Consider the following 21,524-nt stretch of genomic DNA (forward strand, 5'->3'; position numbering starts at 1 on the left):
TTTCTTTTCTTAGTCTTCCAGTGCTTCGATGAATTTTACAACTTCTTCTACTGCTTTTGCTTCATCTTCACCTTCTGCGATAACTTCCAGTTCTGTGCCTGTTTTTACACCCAGTGTCAGTACGTGGATGATGCTTGCGGCGCTAACTTTCTTTTCGCCGTTGGACAGGAAAATTTTGCTGTTGTAATTTTTGCAGAATGCAACCAGATTGGATGCGGGACGAGCATGCAGACCTGTTTTATTTGTAACAACTACTTTTTTAGATACCATAATATTTTTTCTCCTTCTTCTTTAAAAATTATATCTTACAGATACGCTTTTATATTATCATACTTTTCTACTACTTTGTCCAGAATTGCTGCATCTGTTACGCCGGAAATTTCGGAAAAAGCAGCGCGAACGCCATTTTCTTTGATCTTTGCCTGCAGTTCTACGCTCTGCTGGTCAGCGGCGTTATCATAATGCAGTGCTGCACCGATACCGATGAGCAGGTGTTCTACGGGCAGACCATAGCCAACAGCAGTCATAGTAGGTTTTACCAGACGGTCTGTTGCGCTCAATTTACGCAGAGGTTCTCTGCCAACGCGGGCAACATCGTCTTCCAGGTAATGATTGCGGAAACGACCAATGATCTTTTCGATATAAGCCATATGCGCTTCTCTGTCGAAGCCATATTTTTCAATCAGACCAGCGCCGCTTTCCTGCATAGCTGCTTTTACAGTTTCGTAGATTTTTTCATCGCCGATGCTTTCATCTACTGTGTGGTATCCTTTCAGATAACCCAGATAAGAAGTGATGGCATGTCCTGTATTGAGTGTAAACAGTTTTCTTTCGATATATGCCATCAAATTATCTGCCAGATTCATACCTTTGATCGCAGGAATTTCGCCTTTGAAAGAAGCCTGTTCTACGTTCCATTCATAGTAGTTTTCTACAACTACATCAATGAAGTTTTCGCTCTTTACAGGAGGAACGATACGGTCTACGGAACAATCCGGGAAACCAACATACTGGTCTGCATAAGCCTTCCCTTTTTCATCCAGAATTTCATAAACAGCTGCTTTCAGCTGAGAACTTGCTTTGATGGCATTTTCGCAGGCAATGATATTCAGACAGTCTGTGATGCCTCTTTCCATACGCATAGTGATACCTTTTGCAATGGCAGGTGCGATTCTAGGCAGAACCACCAGACCTACTGCTGTTGTAATCACTTCAGCCTGTGTGATTTCTTCCAGAACTGCATCAGTTGTAGAGTTAACACCGCTGATATTTGTGTTTTTTTCTTCTCTGCAAGTAACGTCCATTACGTGTACAGTATAAGTGCCGTCTGCATTGATTTTATCAATGACAGCTTCGTTTACATCTGCAAATACAACATGGTAGCCTGCTTCTGCCAGCAAAGCCCCAATAAAACCTCTGCCGATATTACCTGCACCAAATTGAATGGCTTTTTTCATTCCAAATTCCTCCTCCCGGACAAGCCGACCGCAGTATGCACCACAGCCGGCTGTAACATCCGTTTACCTTCTCAATTATTTATTACTGAAACATTTTCAGAATTTCTTCCGGAGTTGTTGCTTTTTTCAGTTTATCCAGATTTTCTTCTTCTTCAATGACTGTACCGATTTTTGCCAGCAGATCCAGATGTTCGTTGCCAATACCAGCAATACCGAATACCAGATAAGCTTTTTCATCGCCGAAGTCAACGCCTTCGGGATACTGCAGCATTACAATACCAGTTTTCTTTACTTCGTCTTTTGCTTCAGATGTGCCATGAGGGATTGCTACGCCCAGACCCATGTATGTGGAAACAGTTTTTTCTCTTTCCAGCATAGCGGGAATATAGCTTTCGTTTACATAGCCCAGTTCGTGAAGCAGTTTACCAGCAGCTGTAATCGCTTCTTCTTTGCTTACAGATGCCTGACCTGTTTTGATGCCAGCTGCAACCATGATGCCATTGTTTGTTGTTGTGGTTTCTTCCGCTTTCACTTCAGCTGCGGGCTGTTCGCCTGCACCGGAAGCCTTTGCTTCCAGAGAAGCATACAGTGCATCCAGGTTAGGGTCAGCCAGGAAGTTACCGATAGTAATCAGTTCAGCCTGAGGTGCGCTTGCTTTTGCACGATCCTGCAGAACTGCCTGACATACAACTACATCTGCATCAGCGGGAACATTATCTACGGAAGTATTGATAACTGTGATACCCAGATTCAAAGGTGCAATTCTGTTTCTGAATTTTGTAGCACCCATTGCGCTGGAGCCCATGCCTGCGTCGCAAGCGAATACGATTTTCTTGATTTCGCCGTTTGCTTTTGCCAGACCTTTTGCTTCAGCTTTCATGTTTTTCATTTTATCTGTTGCTTCATCCAGGTTTTTGTTACCGGACAGTTTTACGATAGGAGATGCTACAACGAAGGAAACTGCTGCAGCCAGAACAACACCGATGAGAACTTTCAGTGTTTCACCCTTAGGTGCTACTGCCAGGAACGCAATGATGGAACCGGGAGAAGCAGGACCTACCAGACCTGCACCCATGATGCTGTAATAGAAGATTGTTACGATGGATGCTACGATAGGTGCAATGATGATCACGGGGTTCATCAATACATAAGGGAAATAGATTTCATGAATACCACCAAAGAAGTGGATGATAACCGCACCGGGTGCAGAACTCTTTGTCACTTTGTCTTTGGAGAATACCCAGTATGCCAGCAATACACCCAGACCAGGACCGGGGTTTGCTTCCAGCATGTACATAATAGATTTACCTGTTTCTGCAGCCTGTTCGATACCGATTGGTGTGAAGATACCATGGTTGATAGCGTTGTTCAGGAACAGTACCTTCGCAGGTTCTACGAAGATTGCTACGAAAGGCAGCAGTTTGTTTGTTACCAGAATTTCAACACCTGCTGTCAGGATTGCAAGAATCGTAGCCATAACAGGCCCAATCAGATAATAGCCAATGATTGCAAGAATCATACCAAAAATCCCAACAGAGAAGTTGTTTACCAACATTTCAAAGCCGGCAGGAATTTTACCTTCCACTGCTTTGTCAAATTTTTTGATGACCAAGCCGGCAAAAGGACCCATTGCCATTGCACCGATAAGCATGGTCTGTTCGGAACCGGCGATAACACCCAATGTTGCAACAGCACCCATAACGCCGCCACGGTCGCCGCCAACCATTCTACCACCCTGGAATGCAATCAAAGTGGGAATCAGGTATTTCAACATAGGATCTACCAGTGTTGCCAGTCTTTCATTTGGAATCCAACCTGCTTCGATGAACAAAGCTGTAATAAAGCCCCAAGCAATGAACGCCCCAATATTAGGCATAACCATTGCACTCAGGAATTTCCCGAATTTCTGAATGCTATTTTTCATTAAGAACCCTCCATCCTTGTAGTGATTGTTTTTTGATAATATTGCATCAATCGTTTTTCCAATGACTCAATGATGCTAATCCTTCCCTTTTTCTGTACGGCGGAAAAGAATGCTTCATCCTCCAGCAGTCCACTGCTGATCTCACTCATCAATCCTGCCTCTAAAGAATCCCCTTCTTTTGGAACCAACATGACAATGGCTCCTTCAATGACGCCCTCTGACTGAAAGAGCGGTCTTTTCAGTCTGATGTATCCAAAGCAGCAATGCTTCACTCCACCGGTCTTGCAATGCAGCAGCATCATCTGAAAATCCCGAATATATGTAGAAGAAATCTGTTCCCGTTTTGCAAGGCTGTCGGCAATCAGTTCCCTCGCTTCTTTCGTTTCCGTGAACATGCCAGATGCTACATACAGCAATTCCTGCTTATCCTGTGCATAGGGCAAAACCAGAAGCTGCACATGATCCAGCAAATATAAGATTTCCTCTCCCAGTCTTGTCATAAATACCAGCCCATCTTTTGAAAGACTTGCTGCCGGTTTTTTCTGTGGAACCACCGCCTGCTGTGTCGGCAACAATCGCAGTTCATTGCGCAGCAGAATCTTGTCCTGTTCCAAAAGAATGGGGTTCACACAAACATAAGGAAAATCAATGTCTAAATGTACTGTTGAGATCAAAAGGCGTATTCCTTCTCTTTGCAGCTTTTGTATATCGATGCGAAATGCAGATATAATCTCCCGTACTTCCAGATTATGAAATTCCTTTGTCAGCTGCACCGCTAACATTTTGGATGTGCCCAAACCTGTGGGACACACCACGACAACGGGTATTTTTCCCTGCTGTGACTGCTGATCTTCCACAGCAGCACAGATATACATGGCAATGAAAGCAATTTCCGCTTCCGGCACTTCTGCTACACCAACGGCATGACGCAGAAGCTGACAGCCTTTTTCCGTTGCCCGATAAATTTCACCATAATTCTCTTTTATGGTTTCCAATTGCGCGTTTCTGACTTTCACATGCAGACGCAGGCGGCTAGACACCGCCGTGATATGCTCTGTCAGGTCTGTCAGAAGCTGTTCGTTTTGGCTCAGGGAAATCCCCATTTCCCTTTCTATAATATCCACCATATTTTTCACCAGCTGGCGCATATTCATACGTTCGGCAAGTGTATGATCCATCTGACCGGTGAGCCAGATCTGTGCGCTGATGCAATGCATGGTGATAAAGCCAATTTCTTCCTGTGGGATTTCAATGGCAAAACGCTCGGCAATGCGTCTGCCAATTTCTTCCGCCACAGAGTATTCAGGATAACGCTTCAAGGATTCTAATCGCTGGGCTTCCATTTCGATTTTTTCAAAATTCCGAAGCCGCTTCACCGCCAGAGCAATATGCACCAGCAAACCCATATAAGCGCTGTCCGTATACTTGATATGCATCTGCTGTTCTACTTCTGACAATACCTTTTCTACAATCTCAAAAGTTTCATCATCAATGAAGTGGAACAATCGGCTTTGTGCCGCAGCAGAAATACCAGATTCTCTTTTTTCTTTCTTTTCCCGGAAAAGTCCCAATATTTCATCTTCCGTCATAAATTCATAAATGGCATTGGCAATTGCCTGTCGGTAATGGTCTTCGCTTCCTTCTGTGTAGATGCCAAGCCCCGGCTTACGTATCACATGAATTTGATACTGCCGCAGCCATTCTCCCAGATGATCCAAGTCGTTGCTCAGGGTGCCGTCTGAAATCTTATACTTTGATGTGAAATAGTAAAACTTCAGCGGTTCTTTGGCAAAGAGCAGTTCTCCCAGAATCAGTCTGCGTCGTTCTTCTTTGGAATATGCCTGCACAATGTCTGTTTCATTGAGCAGTTCCAAAATCCGACTTCTGGTTTCCATGCTTTCATCCAGCACCAAGCCTACCCCTGGCTTCCGCAGGAATGTAAAGTCATGTTCTGCCAGCCAAGCTTCAATCTTCGGCATTTCCCGCAGCACTGTACGAGAACTGATCTTCAGCTTGTCAGATATGGCAGCCACCGTAACAGGATTTGCTGCCGTAAATTGTGTTAAAATCTGAATGATTGCTTTTTGGCGTGAGGTCAATCCGGATTTTTGTTCCCCACCCTGGTTCACTCGTGACATTTTTAAAAACCAACCTTTCGATGTTTTCATTTTAATACTTCTGATAAATCCTTACAACAAAAGGATATTTCACGTTTGTCCCCAATAGTTTATGACATTTTTGCCGGAATTTCCTTGTATACTTGTCATAAAGTCCTTTTTTATTTGTTTTGCATAAAATATTTATTAAAATTCTGTGCATCTTGCATGACAACAAATTTCTTTTCCGATGTTAAAAAAAGAATTTGTCAATTTTCTTAACTTATTTTTTACATTTTGAAAAAATCGTTTTTTTATCTGTACAATTACACATAAAAAGTCTAATGGAATTTCATTTTTTCGTCAAGAATACTTACTGACAAAAATGAAACAAAAACAGAAAAAAACGGACAATTTATGACATTCATAAATTGTCCGTTTTGATGTTTAGACCAATGAATCTTATTCTACTGTTACGGATTTTGCCAGGTTTCTGGGCATATCTACGTCACAGCCTCTTTCGATGGCTACATAGTAAGAGAAGATCTGCATAGGGATAACATTCAGAGATGCTGTAAATTTGTCATTAATCTGAGGGATGTAAATAACTTTGTCAGCAACTTCTGCGATTTCTGTATTGCCTTCTTTTGCAATGGCAACAACATAAGCGCCTCTTGCTTTTACTTCTTTTACATTGCTTACCAGTTTTTCATACAAAGGATCCTGTGTTGCAATGGCAACAACCAGTGTACCTTCTTCAATCAGGGAAATGGTACCATGTTTCAGTTCACCAGCTGCATATGCTTCACTATGGATATAAGAGATTTCTTTCAGTTTCAGGGAACCTTCCAGAGCAACGGCATAGTCGATACCACGGCCGATAACAAATACGTCATTTGCGTGTGCATGTGCTTTTGCCAGTTCTTTCAGTTCTTCATCCATTGTCAGCAGTTTTTCGATGTAACCGGGAACCAGTTCCAGTTCTGCTGTCAGTTTCTTCACTTCTTCCGCAGACAGGTGACCTCTTGCCTGACCAAATTTCATTGCCAGCAGGTACATCAGGGCTACCTGTGTAGAATAGCCTTTTGTTGTAGCAACAGCGATTTCGGGACCAGCCCATGTATACAGTACGTCATCACTTTCACGGGCAATGGAGCTGCCTACAACGTTTACGATTGCCAGGATACGAATACCCTGTCTCTTTGCTTCACGCAGAGCTGCCAGTGTGTCAGCTGTTTCACCAGACTGGCTGATGATGATGCAGATATCGTTTTTGTCCAGAATAGGATTTCTATAACGGAATTCGGATGCCAGATCCACTTCTACAGGGATTCTTGCGTAATCTTCGATAACATATTTGCCAACGATTGCTGCGTGCCAAGCACTACCGCAGGCAATGATATGAATTCTGTTGATATTTCTGATATCTTCATCTGTATATTTGATGTTATCCAGTTTGATTTCACCATCTACAATTCTGGGGCTGATGGTTGCTTTGAAAGCTTTAGGCTGTTCCATGATTTCTTTCATCATGAAGTAATCATAACCGCCTTTTTCTGCTGCGGAGATATCCCATGTTACATTGTAGATATCTTTTTTGATTTCATTTTTGTCCAGATCCAGAATGGTGATGCTGTCTTTTTTCAGCACAACGATTTCGTTATCGTTCAGCAGATAATAGTCTTTTGTGTATTCCAGCAGCGCAGGAATATCGGAAGCGATGAAGTTTTCATTTTCACCGATACCAACCAGCATAGGGCTGTCTTTTCTAACTGCAACGATTTCATCAGGTTTTTCATTGCACAGGATACCCAGTGCATAAGAGCCTCTGATTCTGCCGATTACACGAATCAGTGTATCAACCATATCGCCGTCATAGTAGTAATCAAAAAGCTGTGCAACAACTTCTGTATCTGTTTCGGAAGCGAAAACATAACCTTTTTCTTCCAGTTCTGCTTTCAGCTGCAGATAGTTTTCAATAATACCGTTATGTACAACGGAAATTCTGCCGTTCATGCTTGTATGAGGATGGGAATTCACATCGCTGGGTGCGCCATGGGTTGCCCATCTTGTGTGACCAATACCAACCTGACCTTTTACACCGCCCATTGCCTGAACTTTTGCGTCCAGATCTGCCAGACGACCTTTTGTTTTTACAACATGAATACCATCGCCAAATACAGCGATACCAGCAGAGTCATAACCTCTATATTCCAGTTTCTTCAGCCCCTTAATCAAAACGGGAGCTGCCTCATTCTGACCAATATATCCAACAATACCACACATAAATTGATTACCTCCAATATTTTATTCGCACGTTATCTTTCTTTTGTCCCTTTGATTTCTCAAAAGTTTTGTAAAAGACCTGCGTCCCTGTGCGAAAGGGCGGGAAGCATCCGCCGAAAACTTCGATCACTTCCACCTCGTCAACCGCATCTGCACTGCGGCTCTGGCGCTTCATACTGCCAAAACACTACCCTCCTTTTTATAAACTCTGTGCAGAAGGCATATTACCCCCTCGGATAATATCTAAAGCATTATACCATTAAACCTTTCGATGGTAAAGGAAAATTTTCTTAATCTTCCATCAGAAGTGCCTTCCTTCTTTATTCTATGCGAAAAAAACAGTGATACAGCCCTATTTTTGTTCACGAAAAAAAGCATGTGCTTTAGGGGCGTCTTCATAAGAAAACAAAGAAAGCCAAAATCCTTATCATGACAAAGGATTTTGGCTTTTTTCTTATTTTATGAAGATTTTCGTTGTTATGTTTTCTTATGAAGACAGCTGTCGCAATTCCCCTTAAGAAATCAAGGAAGCAAAAAACAATGTTTCCTTAAGGGGAAGTTGCTTTCACACATGCTTTTCATCTTTCGTTATTTGAAATCCATCAACCTTTATATCCAGTTGTCGTATCAATGCCGATGGTTGCTGTAGATTCATCCCATGTTACACCGAAGTCAACCAGTTTCGCAATATCACGAAGTTTATAATAGGTATAATCATGGATGGTATATGCTGTTGCATTCTGAGGGTCGCCGTCTACATACAATTTTGCGGTAGAAGGTGTTGCAGTGGTATCACTGCCCTGCTTTACAGTCGTTTCGGTGCCATTGATGGTATAAGGAATTCCTGTCTGCAAATGGATTGCCTGATCCGCTTCCACCCAAACAGTATCGAATTTCTTATCTGTAGCAGTCAATGCTTTTGCAATATCACGCAGTTTGAAATAGCTGTAGTCATCAATGGTGTAAACTTCCATTTCTACTGTCTTGCCGTCAATCTGCAAGTTCGCTCTGCCGGCATAGGCTGTTTTTTTACCAGCATTTGTCTGAGAAGGTTCCTGTTTGTCTGGAACAGAAACCGCAGGCGTGTCTGCATCTTTTTCTGCATAATAGGATTTCAGAGCTGTGGCACAGCCTTGTCTGTCATTAAGCAGATCCCGCAGACTGAAGAAGAAACTGCCGTCTACATTCTTGTATTTTTCATTGATCTGCATTTCTTTTACGATTTCAGAAGCAACAGAATCTTTGTAAATGCCCTGACCAATATAAAGGTCAACGTCCGTACCTTCCACCAGATCATTCCACCATTTCACCAGGGTTTCATAGTCAGCGGCACTATTGCCTGTTTCCCAGTAAATCTGAGGCACAATGTAGTCCACCCAGCCTTTTTCTACCCATTCTTTGGCATCGCCATAAACGGTGTAGTAACCTTCAGAACCCTTTGTAGCAGAACCGGCAGGATCAGAAGAACTGTTTTTCCAGATACCCATGGGGCTGATACCAAATTCCACAGAACTGTCAATGCTCTTGATGCGCTTAGAAACCATTTCAATGAGGTCATTGACATGTTCACGGCGTTCATTGGCAGCACTGCCTTCTCTGCCTTCCCCTTCCGGCAAAGGATAATTGGAAGGATAGAAATAATCGTCAAAGTGGATAGCATCCACGTCATAGTTTTCCACAACTTCCGCAACAGTATCGGTGATATACTGTTTCACTTCTTCTTTTGCAGGGTTGTAATACATGGCATTGTTATAAGTCAAAATCCAGTCTGGATGCTGTCTTGCCATATTATCTGCGGAAAGTGCAGACAAATCCACACCGGAAGTGGTGATACGATAAGGATTCATCCAAGCATGGAATTCCATACCGCGTTTATGGGTTTCCTCAATCATAAATTCCATAGGGTCATAACCGGGGTCTTTCCCCTGTGTGCCCGTCAAAACAGCACTCCATGGGTTCAGATCTGATTCATAAAAAGCATCACCTTTGGGACGAATCTGCACCACAACGGTGTTCAGCCCCAGTGCCTGTGCCTGATCCAGTTTCTGAATAAATTCTGCTTTCTGTGCTTCTGCGTTATTTTGTGTGGAAGGATAGTCCGCACTGTACACAGTGGAAATCCAAACAGCACGCATATCATCATCTGCTTTAGGGGTCGCTCCATAAGCTGCAAGGCTTCCAAGACTCCCCATAACCAATACCGCACCTAGTACAGCTGCGGTCAATCGTTTCATCCATTTCTTCATTGTCAAAACTCCTTTTATTCTAGATCATATTATTCCGCATTTTCACGAAATATTCTGCATATTTCATCAGAAAAATGATAAGTTGTTACAACCGACTTGCACCAACTTATTGTATCACACTTTGGTTATATAGAAAATTACGTTTTTATTACAATACAGGAAAAAAACTGTTGCATAATAGATTGTTTTATATTAGCATATAGAGAAAATTTATCAAATGGGGTGATATTTATGATGCGTTACGGACTAATTGGTGAAAAATTAGGACACAGCTTTTCCAAGATCATACACGAGAAACTGGCTGATTATACTTATGATCTGATTCCGCTTTCTCTGGAGGAGCTGGATGTCTTTATGCGCGAAAAAGCATTTAGCGCCATCAATGTGACCATACCATATAAGGAAACTGTCATTCCATACTTGGACGAAGTAGACCCGAAAGCTGCAAAAATGGGCGCAGTCAATACTGTTGTGCAGCGAAACGGGAAGCTTTTCGGATATAACACAGATTACTTCGGTTTTCGGTACATGCTGGAACATAACCATATCCAGATTGCAGGTAAAAAGGTGCTTGTACTGGGCAGAGGCGGCGCCTCTAAGGCCGTTATTGCGGTTCTGGAAGATATGGGAGCAGCAGAAATCCACACCATATACTACAAAATTGCGGAAAACACCATTTCATACGAAACATGCTACGCTTTACATACAGATGCACAGGTAATTGTCAATACAACACCTGTTGGCATGTATCCCAATTCCGGGAAAACACCCATCTATCTGGCACCCTTCACCAAACTGGAAGCCGTTGCCGATGTTGTTTACAATCCTCTGCGCACCAGACTAGTTTTAGATGCGCAGGAAAGAGGGTGTCAAGCCATTGGCGGACTGGAAATGCTTGTTGGACAAGCGAAATATGCCGTTGAAATCTTTTTAGATCAGTCTTTGCCTGACAACGCCATCGAAGTGGTGCATAACGAATTGATGGCAGAACGCAGAAATCTTGTGCTCATTGGTATGTCCGGCTGCGGGAAAAGTACTATTGGCAAACTTGCCGCAGAAAAACTCGGAAAGACTTTTGTGGATACAGATGCAGAGATTATCAAACGCATTGGCATGTCCATTGCTGATTACTTTGCGGCATATGGTGAAGATTCCTTCCGTCAGGTGGAATCTGAAGTCGTACAAGAACTTTCTACAAAGAATAATCTGGTCATTTCCACCGGCGGCGGTGTCATTAAAAATCCAGAAAATATCCAGTGGCTAAAAGGTAACGGAACTGTTATTTGGATTCAGCGCGATCCAGAATTGTTGGAAAGCGGCAATGGTCGCCCTCTGGTCCCCGATCAGGAAGCTGTTCGAAAACTTTTGAAAGAACGTCTGCCCCTTTACACAGCTGCGTCAGAAGCCATCATTGAAAATAATGAAAATGAAGAAAAAGCTTTACAGAAAATATTAACAGCTTTTCAGCAAGCATAATATTGCAGAAATATTCTTCTCATACAGCAATAAAAACGCCCTGTCTAATCAGACAGGGCTTCTTTTAATCAAAGATAAACAATTCCTCAATGGGTGTTTCCACCACCCGGGATATATCAATAGCAAGTTTCAGTGAAGGATTGTACTTCCCTGCTTCCAGCCGCATGATAGTTTCTCGCCGAACGCCTACCTTCTCTGCTAACTGCTCTTGGGTCAGGTCTTTCAGCAGGCGATATTTTTTTAAATTACAGACAAATTCCGCCATATTATCGTTCCTCCAGCCAATATAATTTCACAGCATACGCCAGAATCAGCACCACATAAGCAATGACTACCAGAATAAATGTCACTTCCAGATTACTCATGAACAAGCCGATAATCCAAATGGCTGCAAGAAGGAACAAAGCAAGATGACCAATAAAAGCAAGGGCTGTTTTCCGATCTTCCTGATAACGTTCGTCTGCCTGATCCCCCTGAATCTTCCCTAAAAAGAAAAATCCAAAGAAAGAGAAGAAACCCAGGTAAGCAAAACTGGTAATATCCCCTGTCATAAAATAGCGACTGGCAAAAAATCCCAAAAACCCAATGAATCCTAAATAAAAATTTTTCCGAATCATAAAAAGCACCTCTTTCATAAGTGATATATTTATCTCTTTCTGATACAAATATATCACTCAAAAATAAGATTGTCAATATAAATAGTACAAATATATCACTTTTTGAGATTTATTTATCACATTTTAAAATCGAAAAAAGTCCATGACACCGTCATGGACTTTTTCTTGGGTTCGTTCAATTAAGGCTGTACCACAGCACGTCTTTTGAATACTTTCGCAGATTTTTTTTCGGCAACTTCGAAAATGGCAGAAATCTTATCCACAAATGTCAGTACATAAGATTCTACGTAGCGGGGAGGCACCGGTGTGCAGGGCCACATATGTTTCAAAATCGCGTCTGTTTCCACTTTATTTAATTCTGTAATCTTTTTCGCGTTGTCATAGGCAACCCGAGGGTGCCAAGCAGCATGATTGGAGCGAATTGCTTTTTTGGTTCTCCAATCATAGAAAAACAAATCATGCAGCAAGCCCGCTCTTGCAGCAGAACGATAATCCCAACCCATACGGTAGCAAATCAAAAAGCTGTAATAGGATACATTTATGCTGTGCTGTAAACGGCTGGTATCGCAGTGCTGTACGTGGTTATCCATTTTCTGTACCATTTCATGCCCCAAGAGATCCTCGACGCATGCTTTGTACTCTGCCAGCAAAGAATCCTCATCCGGTCTGCTAAAGTCTTTTCTTGAACCAATCGCTTTGTGCATTTACGTCTTTCCTTCCTTGTAAATTCATGTAAACTTAATTTACATAATCATTATATCACGAAAGGTGCTTCAACGCTACAAAATTCAAAATTTTTTTTGAAAAATAATAAAACAAAATTTACTTTTGCTCTTTATGCACTATTTCTCTTTTGGTCTAGCAATAAGTGCCGCCAAAAAGGCGAAGATAATCACTGCTGTAAGCCCACCAGCAGCAGCTTTGATTCCTCCAGTAAAAATTCCGAAAATACCCATAGCATCTACTTCGTTTTTCACTTCCAACGCAAGGCGATTGCCAAATCCTGTCAACGGCACCGTTGCCCCTGCTCCTGCAAAATCGATCAGTTTTGGGTAAATGCCAAGACCACCCAGTACACAGCCAACACATACGAAAAGAACCAATATTCTGGCAGGTGTCAGCTTTGTTCGATCAATAAGAATCTGTCCCAATACACAGATCAGCCCGCCCACAAGAAAGGCTTTTAGATACATCATGTGCAGCTCCCCTTTCCGCTTTCTATGACGACCCCATGAGCCACAGCAGGGATGGTCAGACCCAGCACCGCGGAATCCGCACTAAGCAAAGCCCCAGTCGGGATAAAAAGCATCCGATTGATTTCCCCGCTGCAAAGTTTTGGATAAAAATAGCCGCAGAATGTCACTGCAGAGCAGGCACATCCACTGCCGCCAGAATGGGTATCCTGCGTTTCTCTGTCAAAAATGAGTATCCCGCAGTCTGTATAATTTTCTGACATATCATACCCTTCTTTTGCCATCAGCTCCACAACCAACTGATGCCCCACATAGCCTAAATCTCCTGTCACAATCACATCATAGTCCTGCGGGGTGCGTCCTGTTTCTTGAAAATGCGCCATCAACAGATCCACCGCTGCAGGTGCCATGGCTGCTCCCATATTCTGCGCATCTGTAATTCCCATATCTATGATCTTTCCAGTAGTAACCATGGTAATCTGCGGTCCTTCTCCTTCTTTCGCCAAAACCACCGCTCCATCCCCTGTGACCGTTCTGGTGGCTGATTGGGGGCGTTGAATGCCTAATGGCAACGGGAATCGGAATTGCTTTTCTGCCGCACAGAAATGGCTGGAAGCGCCACCTAAGACATATTCAGCAAAGCCACCGTCAATGAGCATGGCACCCACGCTCATAGCTTCTCCCATGGTAGAACATGCACCAAAAAGCCCCAAAAAAGGAATGGGCAGGTCTTTGATGCCAAAGGTCGTTCCCATACACTGATTCAGCAAATCCCCGCAAAGAACATACTGTATATCTTCATGGGTCAATCCTGCTTTTTTCAGCACCAATGCCATATTTTCCGCTACAAAACAACTTTCGGCTTTTTCCCAGGAATCTTCTCCCATCATGGAATCCTCAGCGATTTCATCAAAATATTGTCCCAGAGGTCCCTCTCCCTCTTTTTTTCCGACAGTAGACGCTGCTGCCCGTATCACAACTGGCTTGGAAAATGCCACCGTTTGTCTGCCAATACGTTTTGTCATGAAATCACCTCCCCAGAAAATAATAGCAAATACCAACGACAACAGAAGTCAATGTACCATACACAATCACTGGACCCGCAATGACGAACATTTTTGCGCCCATGCCCATAATCAACCCTGCATTGCGGTATTCGATTGCCGGAGAAACCACAGAATTGGCAAAGCCTGTGATAGGCACTTCCGTTCCCGCACCACAGTATTTTCCCAATTTTCCATAGATACCAGCCGCTGTCAAAACAGCAGAAAGAAATATCAGAGAAATGGACACCAACAGAAGTGCATTTTCATATTCGATGCCGAAAGATAAATAACGCTCCTGCAAAAACTGTCCAAAAGTGCAAATCAAGCCGCCTGAAAGAAATGCCATCAGGCAATTTTTTGCCATGGGACTTTTCGGCGATGCCTTTTCCACCATGGCAGCATATTTTTTCTGCGCCTGTTCATCTGTACGCATATACTCACCTCGTTTGTTTTCTCATTAGTATTGCTTCTTTCCCGAAAAACATACGGTTCCAATTCTTTTTTACAAAAACTTCAAAGAAATTTTACGACAATACATGAAAAAAGAATGGATTTCGATTATAATGAAAAAAAAACAAAAAGGAGTGAATGAATTGGATCAACTGAGAAACAAAAAAGGATTCATTTGTGATATGGATGGTGTCATTTATCATGGCAACCAGATCTTACCCGGTGTAAAGGAATTCATTGACTGGCTCTACAGAGAAGATAAAAAATTCCTGTTCCTGACCAACAACAGCGGCAAAACACCACAGGAACTGCAGGAAAAACTGTCCCGTATGGGACTGCATGTAGACAGCAGCCATTTCTATACAAGCGCGTTGGCAACAGCAAACTTTATCGCAACGCAGACACCAAACGCAAAGGTATTTGTCATTGGCGAACCCGGTTTGTACAATGCTTTATATGAAAAAGGAATCATTCTGGATGATACATCACCTGACTACGTTGTTATTGGGGAATCTTACAGTTATAATTATGAAAACATCTGCCGTGCCGTACGTCATATTCAGAACGGCGCACGCCTCATCGGCACCAACTCCGACTTAACTGGTCCTACAGAACAGGGTATCATTCCCGCTTGCCGTGCATTTGTAAAACCCATCGAAATGGTAACAGGAAAAGAAGCTTATTACATTGGCAAACCCAATCCTCTCATGATGCGTACAGGTCTGAATATGCTGGGGGTACACTCCAAAGAAGCTGCCATCATTGGTGACCGTATGGATACAGACATCGTTTCTGGCATCGAAAGTGGTCTGGATACTGTTCTGGTGCTTTCCGGCGTTTCTACTATGGAAACTGTGAAAACTTTCCCTTACCGCCCTCGTTTGATTCTGAAAGGTGTTGGAGAAATTCCCACACTTGCAGCAAAAGAAGAAAAAGCTGAAAAAACAAAATAATTTCAAATGAAAAAAACACCCTCTTGAGAGATCATTCTCCCACAAAGGGTGTTTTTTTTGATTGCATTTATGCGTGATGTACACGAATAATGGAGGAAATTTCTTTTACCATAGACATCGTCTTGATGACAGTGATAGAATCCATAAACTGTTTTTCCATTACGTCATATGTTACAATAACAACTTCCGCAGTATTGCCTTCTTTTGCTTTCTGCAGCAGCATGGAAATGCTGACATTATTGCTGCCAAACAGTCCAGCCAAAGCCGCAAGGGTACCTGCGCGGTCTTCCAGTTTCATACGGATGTAATAACTGCTTCTGGTTTCGGACATTTTTTTCACAGGCAGACTCTGATAGCAAGAGCAGCCAATACGACCTGTGCAGTGATACTGCATGTTACGAGCAATATCCATGATATCCCCTACCACTGCAGAGCCTGTAGGCAGCGCACCTGCACCTCTGCCGTAGAACATTGCGTCATCCACTGCGTCACCATGCACGAAAACAGCGTTAAAGGAATCTTTGACTGCTGCCAAAGGATGCTGCAAAGGAATCATGGTAGGATGTACCTTCACTTCAATGCCTTCCGGTGTCAGTTTTGCAAGACCCAGCAGTTTGATTTCATAACCAAGTTCATGGGCATAACGAATATCTTTTGCTGTGATTTTGGAGATACCTTCTGTATAAACATCATCAAATGTAACAGAGCTATGGAAAGCGATGGAAGCCATGATTGCCAGTTTACGACCTGCGTCATAGCCTTCAATATCCGCTGTGGGATCAGCTTCCGCATAGCCCAAATCTGTAGCTAATTTCAGCGCATCATCAAATTCCATGCCATCTTCTGCCATTTTGGTCAGGATAAAGTTTGTGGTACCATTGATGATACCCATTACTTCTGTGATATCATTCCCCAGCAGGCACTGCTTCATGGGGCGAATGATGGGAATACCACCGGCAACAGCTGCTTCAAAGAGCAAGTCACACTGATGCTCTCTTGCAATTTCCAGCAATTCATGCCCATGAGTTGCCATCAAGTCTTTGTTTGCAGTTACGACATGTTTGCCTTTGGATAGTGCTTCTCTGATGTAAGTTCTGGCAGGTTCAATGCCACCCATGACTTCCACCACAATAGAGATGGAATCATCATCGATGATATCACTCCACTGATCTGTCAGCTGGTCTGCCGGAACTTTATCTGCGTATTTTGCTTTATTTCTTACCAGAACTTTTGCAACTTCCAGTGTAGATCCAATTTTTGCAGGCATATTCGGTTTCTGTTTTGCCAAAATTTCATATACACCGCCGCCAACAGTACCCATACCCAGCAGCGCGATTTTCTTGATGCTTTCGTCCATGGTTTCCCCTCCTGTAAATAACAATAGAATATGACAATATCTGTCGTGATATTAAGATTTTAACACGATTCTAACTGATGTCAACCATTTTTGTCTTTTTTGAGCAAACATTTATCCGTATGACAAATACAGTCGCGTTTTTTGCAGAATTTTCGTCAGTATTGCCTTTTTTTGAACTGTATACTTTTTTGATGTATGTTTTGGCAAAGAACTACATTTTATCCCCTGTACATTTGTTCATTTGAAATGTGATATGCTCACAGAACAAAACGCAATACACTGCTATACTATAAACAAAGGAAGGTGATCTATATGTCATACAAATCATTTTTACAGCGCAATTTCGGAATGTTCTTTTTTGTCACATTAGGTTTGATTGCTGGCTTTCTTTATTATAAATATGTAGGCTGTGTTTCCGGTACATGTCCCATCACTGCCAATCCCATCATGTCTGTGCTCTACGGCGGTATTCTAGGTGGGCTATTCCATAGCATCATTACAGAAATTTTCATTCCCATGTCGAAAAGAAAACATTTGGACAAATAAAAAAAAGTGATTCATTTAGGGGCATCTTCATTAGAAAACAAAGAAAGCTGAAATCCTTATAACACAAAGGGTTTCAGCTTTCTTATTTTTACGAAGGTTTTATTTGATGTGTTTTCTTATGAAGACCGCCGTCGCAATTCCCCTTAAGAAATCAAAGAAAAGAAAAACAATGTTTTCTTAAGGGGAATCTGCTTTGAATCACTTTTTTCGTGCTTATTTTTCCAATTCGCCTCGATACTGACCAATGGCACCCATATTTTTTACATTCTGGAAGCCTTTCTGCTCCAAAAAACCCATTGCCATTTTGCTTCTACCGCCACTGAGGCAGTACAGATACAGAGGCGTATCTTTTTCATATTTTACTGCATTGATCTGGGAAGTTGGGATATTGATGCTGCCGGGTACATGTCCCTGCATGTATTCATCAGGTTCTCGTACATCAATAACAACCGCATTCTTTGTCTCCTTTGCCTCCTGCAGCAATGTCATAAAGTCTGGTTTTTTTCCAAACAGTCCAAACATGTGTTTCTCATCCTTCTTTCTTTTGTATCACAAATTCATTATTTTGCAATCAGACCAAAATAAAGCAGTACCACAATACCTAAAATGATACGATACCAACCAAAGACTTTGAAGTCATGTTTCTTGATATAACCCATGAGGAATTTGATTACAAGAATAGATACCACAAAAGCTACAATCATACCAGTCAGCAGGATAGCAACTTCCATACCGGTAAAATGGAAGCCAAACTGTACGATCTTCAGCAAACTTGCGCCGAACATAACGGGAATTGCCAAAAAGAATGTAAATTCTGCTGCTACGGTTCTGGATACGCCCAAAAGCAGTGCACCAACGATGGTCGCACCGGAACGGGATGTACCGGGGAAAATTGCCGCGATGAGCTGGAATACCCCAATCAACAGGGCAAGCTGGAATGTGATTTCTTCCAAGCTGTTGACACGTGCTCGTTTTCCTTTATGACGTGTTTCAATGATCAAAAACGCGATACCAAAAACAATCAGTGCAATGGCAACGGTGGTATAGTTGTAAAACAATGCTTCAAACTTCTCATTAAACAACAGCCCGATAACTGCCGCCGGCACACAGGCAACCAAAATCTTCAGCCACAGCATGACAATATCCATGCGCAGATAAGAAATCAGCCCTGTCCGAATTCTTCTGGGGTCATAGGGCGGTTTCTGGAAAGGAAAAATGGAATTCCAGAATATGACCACAACTGCCAGAATGGCGCCAAGCTGGATCACAACCTCAAACATACTGTAGAATTCTTCCGATACCTGCAAAGGCATAAATTCATTGAACAGAATCATATGCCCCGTACTGCTAATGGGCAGCCATTCCGTGATGCCTTCGATGACACCGAAAAGCGCTGCTTTGAATAATTCAATCAAGTTCATACGCTACCTCTCTTTTTCATTATTTTTGCGTTTTCTATTATACTTGGTTTTACCAGAAATATCCACTAAACATAAGATTTTTCTTTCTTAAGATTTCTTTATATCTGATGCAAAGTCAGCTTGTTCCAGTAAAATCGATACCGCAGCGTCATATTCCGCCAAAGAATTGGCTTTCCTGATTTTTTTGATGCGCTTTTCTTCTCCTGTAAAAAGATTTTCCCAATACGCCCATAATTCCTTCATTTTGAACAACACGTTCCGGTCACCGGACATGATTTCTTCATATCCATGACAGATACGATTGTGAAAAGAGAGAAATTCTTCTTTTGTACATGGACTACCGCCTTGTATCTGTCTAACCAACGCCGGATTCGCCATAAGCCCTCGTCCCAGCATCACAGATTGAATCCGTGGGAAACGCTGACAAATTCGCTCATAATCAGCAACGGAAAAAATGTCTCCGTTATAACAAAGAGGAAAAGGACTTTTTTTCGCGGCTACCTCAAAAGCGTCCAGACGGGGCTCATATTTATAGTAATCTTCCCGAATGCGGGCATGGAGAATCCACTCTTTCACTGGATATGGGTGAAACAATTCCAGCAATTCCACAATTTCCATGGGGTCACGCATGCCCAATCTTGTTTTGAGGGAAACAGGAATAGGTGTCTGTTCATAAACCTCATCCAGAAAAGCTCGCAATTTTTCTTTTTCTCCCAAAAAGCCAGCGCCTTTCCCTTTTGTCACCACTGTCGCCGAAGGACAGCCCAGATTCAGATTCACTTCCTCATAGCCCATATCTGCCAATACCTTTGCTGCCTGCAAAAACTGTGTGGCATTGTTTGTCAGAATTTGGGGAATCAGAGGGATATTCCGATTATTTTCCGGCAGAACATCCCGTTTTTCCTTTGGGCTCATGGGACGGTTTTGGTTAGGAGATATAAATGGTGTATAATAACGATCTACCGAAGGAAAACAGGCATGATGTGCATTCCGAAAGACATAGCCCGTGATTCCTTCCATAGGCGCGAAATAAAATTTCATCAAATAGATTTCTCCTTTCTTTTTGCCAACTGCAATAAGGATTTTCTATAGGAACCATGTTTCTGCTTTCCATAAATAGAAGGGAAATGACAGAAGATATGGGCAGCCAGACAAGCCACAGCAAAAAACGGCAGATATTCATAGCCGAAAACTTCTGCACCAATGAAGATCGGCGCCAGAAGTGTATTGGTGGCACTTCCGAAAACAGCGGCATATCCCAAAGCGGCAGCCAACATCACAGGCAATCCCATAAATCCTGCCAAAATTACGCCCAAAGACGCGCCAATGGAAAACAATGGTGTTACTTCCCCGCCTTGGAATCCCAGAGAGAGTGTGAATACTGTCAGCAGAATTTTCAACAGCCAGTCATATGCATAAATGGTATCTCCGTCAAAAGATGCAGAAATCAGATTGGTTCCCAAACCTGTATATCTTCCCTGATGGAAAAATAACAGCAGAATACTCAATATGATACCACCCAAAAACACGCGCAGCAATGGATTTGGCAGGATTTCCGCCAATTTCTTTTTGCTTTTTCCCAAAAGGAATGCAAACAAACTGCCTACACAGCCAAAAATCAAACCGATTACAATAAGCTTTCCTACAAAAACAGGTGTCACTGCTATTTGCAGTTCCAAGGGAACCTGAAATTTTTCCAATCCCAGAAAAGCAGAAACAGAAGCCGCTGTAAAAGCTGCTGTACACATGGGTAAAATAGCACGAAGTGCAAGCTGTCCTACCACAGGCACTTCCATGGCAAAGAAAATGGCTGCCAAAGGTGTGCGAAACAACCCGGCAAACCCTGCCGCCATACCTGTCAGCAGGAAAATATGCGTTCCATCTTCTACGGAAAACCGCTTTCCTACCTGATGGGAAACGGTAGCACCCAGCTGTACTGCTACCCCTTCTCTGCCTGCACTGCCGCCAAACAAATGGGTCAGCCATGTACTAATCATGACAAAAGGAATCAATCGTCTAGGAACTTCTTCATCCTCTCGATGGCTCACAGAGAGAATCAGACCCATGCCTTCCCCACTTCTGCCACCATACTTTTTATAAGCCCAAACGATGCCGACGCCTACCAAAGGCAGTGCAGGCACCAGATAAAATATATGTGCGGTTCGAATATCACTGACCCAAAGGAGGACTTTACCGAAGATCGTATCCAGACACCCTACCAGTGCTCCAATGACAATCCCTAATCCTGCCAGCATCAACTGTGTTCTCCACGAACCATAAGCATGTTTTTCCATTTCTTTCCCCTTTCTTCCCAATAAAAAAGCCAATGACCCTGTAATTGATTTTACAGAAGTCATCAGCTGTTTCAGCGTTTCCGGCATTGCCGCGGGAGAACCTCATTCCCTTACAATCTTGTGTATTTTACCATAGAACCAAAATTTGTGTCAATGGCATTT

General features: G+C 42.7%; 20 protein-coding genes and 1 riboswitch. Of the genes, 3 read left to right on the forward strand and 17 right to left on the reverse strand.

Features of this window, described 5'->3' with window-relative positions; translation table 11 throughout:
• Window positions 1–9: 9 nt before the first annotated feature.
• The 6 genes from INF29_RS04195 to INF29_RS04220 form a co-directional block, all read right to left on the reverse strand.
• Window positions 10–270 carry an HPr family phosphocarrier protein gene (locus INF29_RS04195; protein ID WP_072852095.1) on the reverse strand — a complete coding sequence of 87 codons (261 nt, stop codon included), beginning with the start codon at window positions 268–270 and terminating at the stop codon, window positions 10–12.
• Window positions 271–305: 35 nt separating this feature from the next.
• Window positions 306–1,457, reverse strand: a complete 1,152-nt coding sequence (locus tag INF29_RS04200) for a mannitol-1-phosphate 5-dehydrogenase (protein ID WP_193484834.1) — start codon at window positions 1,455–1,457, stop codon at window positions 306–308.
• Between the two features lie 82 nt (window positions 1,458–1,539).
• Window positions 1,540–3,381: a PTS mannitol transporter subunit IICBA gene (locus INF29_RS04205; RefSeq protein ID WP_087989697.1), complete on the reverse strand. Its 1,842-nt coding sequence runs from the start codon at window positions 3,379–3,381 to the stop codon at window positions 1,540–1,542.
• The gene (locus INF29_RS04210) at window positions 3,381–5,519 is read right to left on the reverse strand and encodes a BglG family transcription antiterminator (RefSeq protein WP_193484836.1); all 2,139 of its coding nucleotides are present in this window, start codon (window positions 5,517–5,519) and stop codon (window positions 3,381–3,383) included. Before INF29_RS04210 ends, INF29_RS04205 begins: the two co-directional genes overlap by 1 nt.
• Before the next feature lie 420 nt (window positions 5,520–5,939).
• Window positions 5,940–7,763 carry a glutamine--fructose-6-phosphate transaminase (isomerizing) gene (glmS, locus tag INF29_RS04215; RefSeq protein ID WP_193484838.1) on the reverse strand — a complete coding sequence of 608 codons (1,824 nt, stop codon included), beginning with the start codon at window positions 7,761–7,763 and terminating at the stop codon, window positions 5,940–5,942.
• Window positions 7,764–8,365: 602 nt separating this feature from the next.
• Complete coding sequence (locus INF29_RS04220) at window positions 8,366–10,009, reverse strand: glycoside hydrolase family 10 protein (RefSeq protein ID WP_193484840.1); 1,644 nt, start codon at window positions 10,007–10,009, stop codon at window positions 8,366–8,368.
• A gap of 231 nt (window positions 10,010–10,240) precedes the next feature.
• Here INF29_RS04220 and INF29_RS04225 point away from each other — a divergent pair, with 231 nt between their 5' ends.
• Window positions 10,241–11,485 carry a shikimate kinase gene (locus INF29_RS04225; protein WP_243184086.1) on the forward strand — a complete coding sequence of 415 codons (1,245 nt, stop codon included), beginning with the start codon at window positions 10,241–10,243 and terminating at the stop codon, window positions 11,483–11,485.
• 64 nt (window positions 11,486–11,549) lie between these two features.
• Here INF29_RS04225 and INF29_RS04230 read toward each other — a convergent pair whose 3' ends face one another.
• The 6 genes from INF29_RS04230 to spoVAC form a co-directional block, all read right to left on the reverse strand.
• On the reverse strand, window positions 11,550–11,750 hold the full coding sequence (locus INF29_RS04230) for a helix-turn-helix transcriptional regulator (RefSeq protein ID WP_087989693.1): 201 nt from the start codon (window positions 11,748–11,750) through the stop codon (window positions 11,550–11,552).
• Window position 11,751: 1 nt separating this feature from the next.
• Window positions 11,752–12,102 (reverse strand): DUF3796 domain-containing protein, encoded by a 351-nt coding sequence (locus tag INF29_RS04235; RefSeq protein ID WP_193484842.1) that lies wholly within the window; start codon window positions 12,100–12,102, stop codon window positions 11,752–11,754.
• Between the two features lie 179 nt (window positions 12,103–12,281).
• Entirely contained in the window at window positions 12,282–12,806 is a 525-nt protein-coding gene (locus INF29_RS04240; protein ID WP_242949263.1) for an HD domain-containing protein, read from the reverse strand.
• Window positions 12,807–12,944: 138 nt separating this feature from the next.
• A complete protein-coding gene (spoVAE, locus tag INF29_RS04245) occupies window positions 12,945–13,298 on the reverse strand; it encodes a stage V sporulation protein AE (RefSeq protein ID WP_072852695.1) in 354 nt (117 codons plus the stop codon).
• Window positions 13,295–14,320 (reverse strand): stage V sporulation protein AD, encoded by a 1,026-nt coding sequence (gene spoVAD, locus INF29_RS04250; protein ID WP_193484844.1) that lies wholly within the window; start codon window positions 14,318–14,320, stop codon window positions 13,295–13,297. Before spoVAD ends, spoVAE begins: the two co-directional genes overlap by 4 nt.
• Before the next feature lie 4 nt (window positions 14,321–14,324).
• Window positions 14,325–14,774 carry a stage V sporulation protein AC gene (spoVAC, locus tag INF29_RS04255; protein WP_087989692.1) on the reverse strand — a complete coding sequence of 150 codons (450 nt, stop codon included), beginning with the start codon at window positions 14,772–14,774 and terminating at the stop codon, window positions 14,325–14,327.
• Window positions 14,775–14,934: 160 nt separating this feature from the next.
• Between spoVAC and INF29_RS04260 the strand changes: the two genes are divergently transcribed.
• Complete coding sequence (locus tag INF29_RS04260) at window positions 14,935–15,744, forward strand: HAD-IIA family hydrolase (protein WP_072852689.1); 810 nt, start codon at window positions 14,935–14,937, stop codon at window positions 15,742–15,744.
• A gap of 67 nt (window positions 15,745–15,811) precedes the next feature.
• Here the strand turns inward: INF29_RS04260 and INF29_RS04265 are convergent, their stop codons facing one another.
• Window positions 15,812–17,101: a homoserine dehydrogenase gene (locus INF29_RS04265; protein ID WP_193484846.1), complete on the reverse strand. Its 1,290-nt coding sequence runs from the start codon at window positions 17,099–17,101 to the stop codon at window positions 15,812–15,814.
• 312 nt (window positions 17,102–17,413) lie between these two features.
• On the opposite strand from INF29_RS04265, the gene INF29_RS04270 reads away from it, so the two are divergent.
• Window positions 17,414–17,647, forward strand: coding sequence for a hypothetical protein (locus INF29_RS04270; protein ID WP_087989690.1), 234 nt, complete (start codon window positions 17,414–17,416; stop codon window positions 17,645–17,647).
• A gap of 213 nt (window positions 17,648–17,860) precedes the next feature.
• On the opposite strand, the gene INF29_RS04275 is transcribed toward INF29_RS04270, so the two are convergent.
• The 4 genes from INF29_RS04275 to INF29_RS04290 all read right to left on the reverse strand — a co-directional run bounded on the left by INF29_RS04275 (window position 17,861) and on the right by INF29_RS04290 (window position 21,362).
• Entirely contained in the window at window positions 17,861–18,169 is a 309-nt protein-coding gene (locus INF29_RS04275) for a rhodanese-like domain-containing protein (protein WP_204219471.1), read from the reverse strand.
• A 38-nt stretch (window positions 18,170–18,207) separates the two neighbouring features.
• On the reverse strand, window positions 18,208–19,068 hold the full coding sequence (locus INF29_RS04280; RefSeq protein ID WP_193484848.1) for an undecaprenyl-diphosphate phosphatase: 861 nt from the start codon (window positions 19,066–19,068) through the stop codon (window positions 18,208–18,210).
• A gap of 87 nt (window positions 19,069–19,155) precedes the next feature.
• Complete coding sequence (locus tag INF29_RS04285) at window positions 19,156–20,109, reverse strand: tRNA dihydrouridine synthase (protein ID WP_193484872.1); 954 nt, start codon at window positions 20,107–20,109, stop codon at window positions 19,156–19,158.
• Window positions 20,109–21,362, reverse strand: a complete 1,254-nt coding sequence (locus tag INF29_RS04290; protein WP_193484850.1) for a chloride channel protein — start codon at window positions 21,360–21,362, stop codon at window positions 20,109–20,111. The genes INF29_RS04285 and INF29_RS04290 overlap by 1 nt, the downstream gene beginning before the upstream one ends.
• Before the next feature lie 46 nt (window positions 21,363–21,408).
• A riboswitch (Fluoride riboswitch) is annotated at window positions 21,409–21,481 on the reverse strand.
• Window positions 21,482–21,524 lie beyond the last annotated feature (43 nt).

The sequence above is a fragment of the Anaerotignum lactatifermentans genome (genome assembly GCF_014982935.1).
GTDB lineage: Bacteria > Bacillota > Clostridia > Lachnospirales > Anaerotignaceae > Anaerotignum > Anaerotignum lactatifermentans.

Coding starts and splice junctions, on each gene's coding strand:
- INF29_RS04195 (WP_072852095.1), bottom strand. CDS start 270: ATGGTATCTAAAAAAGTAGTTGTTACAAATAAAACAGGTCTGCATGCT.
- INF29_RS04200 (WP_193484834.1), bottom strand. CDS start 1,457: ATGAAAAAAGCCATTCAATTTGGTGCAGGTAATATCGGCAGAGGTTTT.
- INF29_RS04205 (WP_087989697.1), bottom strand. CDS start 3,381: ATGAAAAATAGCATTCAGAAATTCGGGAAATTCCTGAGTGCAATGGTT.
- INF29_RS04210 (WP_193484836.1), bottom strand. CDS start 5,519: ATGTCACGAGTGAACCAGGGTGGGGAACAAAAATCCGGATTGACCTCA.
- glmS (WP_193484838.1), bottom strand. CDS start 7,763: ATGTGTGGTATTGTTGGATATATTGGTCAGAATGAGGCAGCTCCCGTT.
- INF29_RS04220 (WP_193484840.1), bottom strand. CDS start 10,009: ATGAAGAAATGGATGAAACGATTGACCGCAGCTGTACTAGGTGCGGTA.
- INF29_RS04225 (WP_243184086.1), top strand. CDS start 10,241: ATGATGCGTTACGGACTAATTGGTGAAAAATTAGGACACAGCTTTTCC.
- INF29_RS04230 (WP_087989693.1), bottom strand. CDS start 11,750: ATGGCGGAATTTGTCTGTAATTTAAAAAAATATCGCCTGCTGAAAGAC.
- INF29_RS04235 (WP_193484842.1), bottom strand. CDS start 12,102: ATGATTCGGAAAAATTTTTATTTAGGATTCATTGGGTTTTTGGGATTT.
- INF29_RS04240 (WP_242949263.1), bottom strand. CDS start 12,806: ATGCACAAAGCGATTGGTTCAAGAAAAGACTTTAGCAGACCGGATGAG.
- spoVAE (WP_072852695.1), bottom strand. CDS start 13,298: ATGATGTATCTAAAAGCCTTTCTTGTGGGCGGGCTGATCTGTGTATTG.
- spoVAD (WP_193484844.1), bottom strand. CDS start 14,320: ATGACAAAACGTATTGGCAGACAAACGGTGGCATTTTCCAAGCCAGTT.
- spoVAC (WP_087989692.1), bottom strand. CDS start 14,774: ATGCGTACAGATGAACAGGCGCAGAAAAAATATGCTGCCATGGTGGAA.
- INF29_RS04265 (WP_193484846.1), bottom strand. CDS start 17,101: ATGGACGAAAGCATCAAGAAAATCGCGCTGCTGGGTATGGGTACTGTT.
- INF29_RS04270 (WP_087989690.1), top strand. CDS start 17,414: ATGTCATACAAATCATTTTTACAGCGCAATTTCGGAATGTTCTTTTTT.
- INF29_RS04275 (WP_204219471.1), bottom strand. CDS start 18,169: ATGTTTGGACTGTTTGGAAAAAAACCAGACTTTATGACATTGCTGCAG.
- INF29_RS04280 (WP_193484848.1), bottom strand. CDS start 19,068: ATGAACTTGATTGAATTATTCAAAGCAGCGCTTTTCGGTGTCATCGAA.
- INF29_RS04285 (WP_193484872.1), bottom strand. CDS start 20,109: ATGAAATTTTATTTCGCGCCTATGGAAGGAATCACGGGCTATGTCTTT.
- INF29_RS04290 (WP_193484850.1), bottom strand. CDS start 21,362: ATGGAAAAACATGCTTATGGTTCGTGGAGAACACAGTTGATGCTGGCA.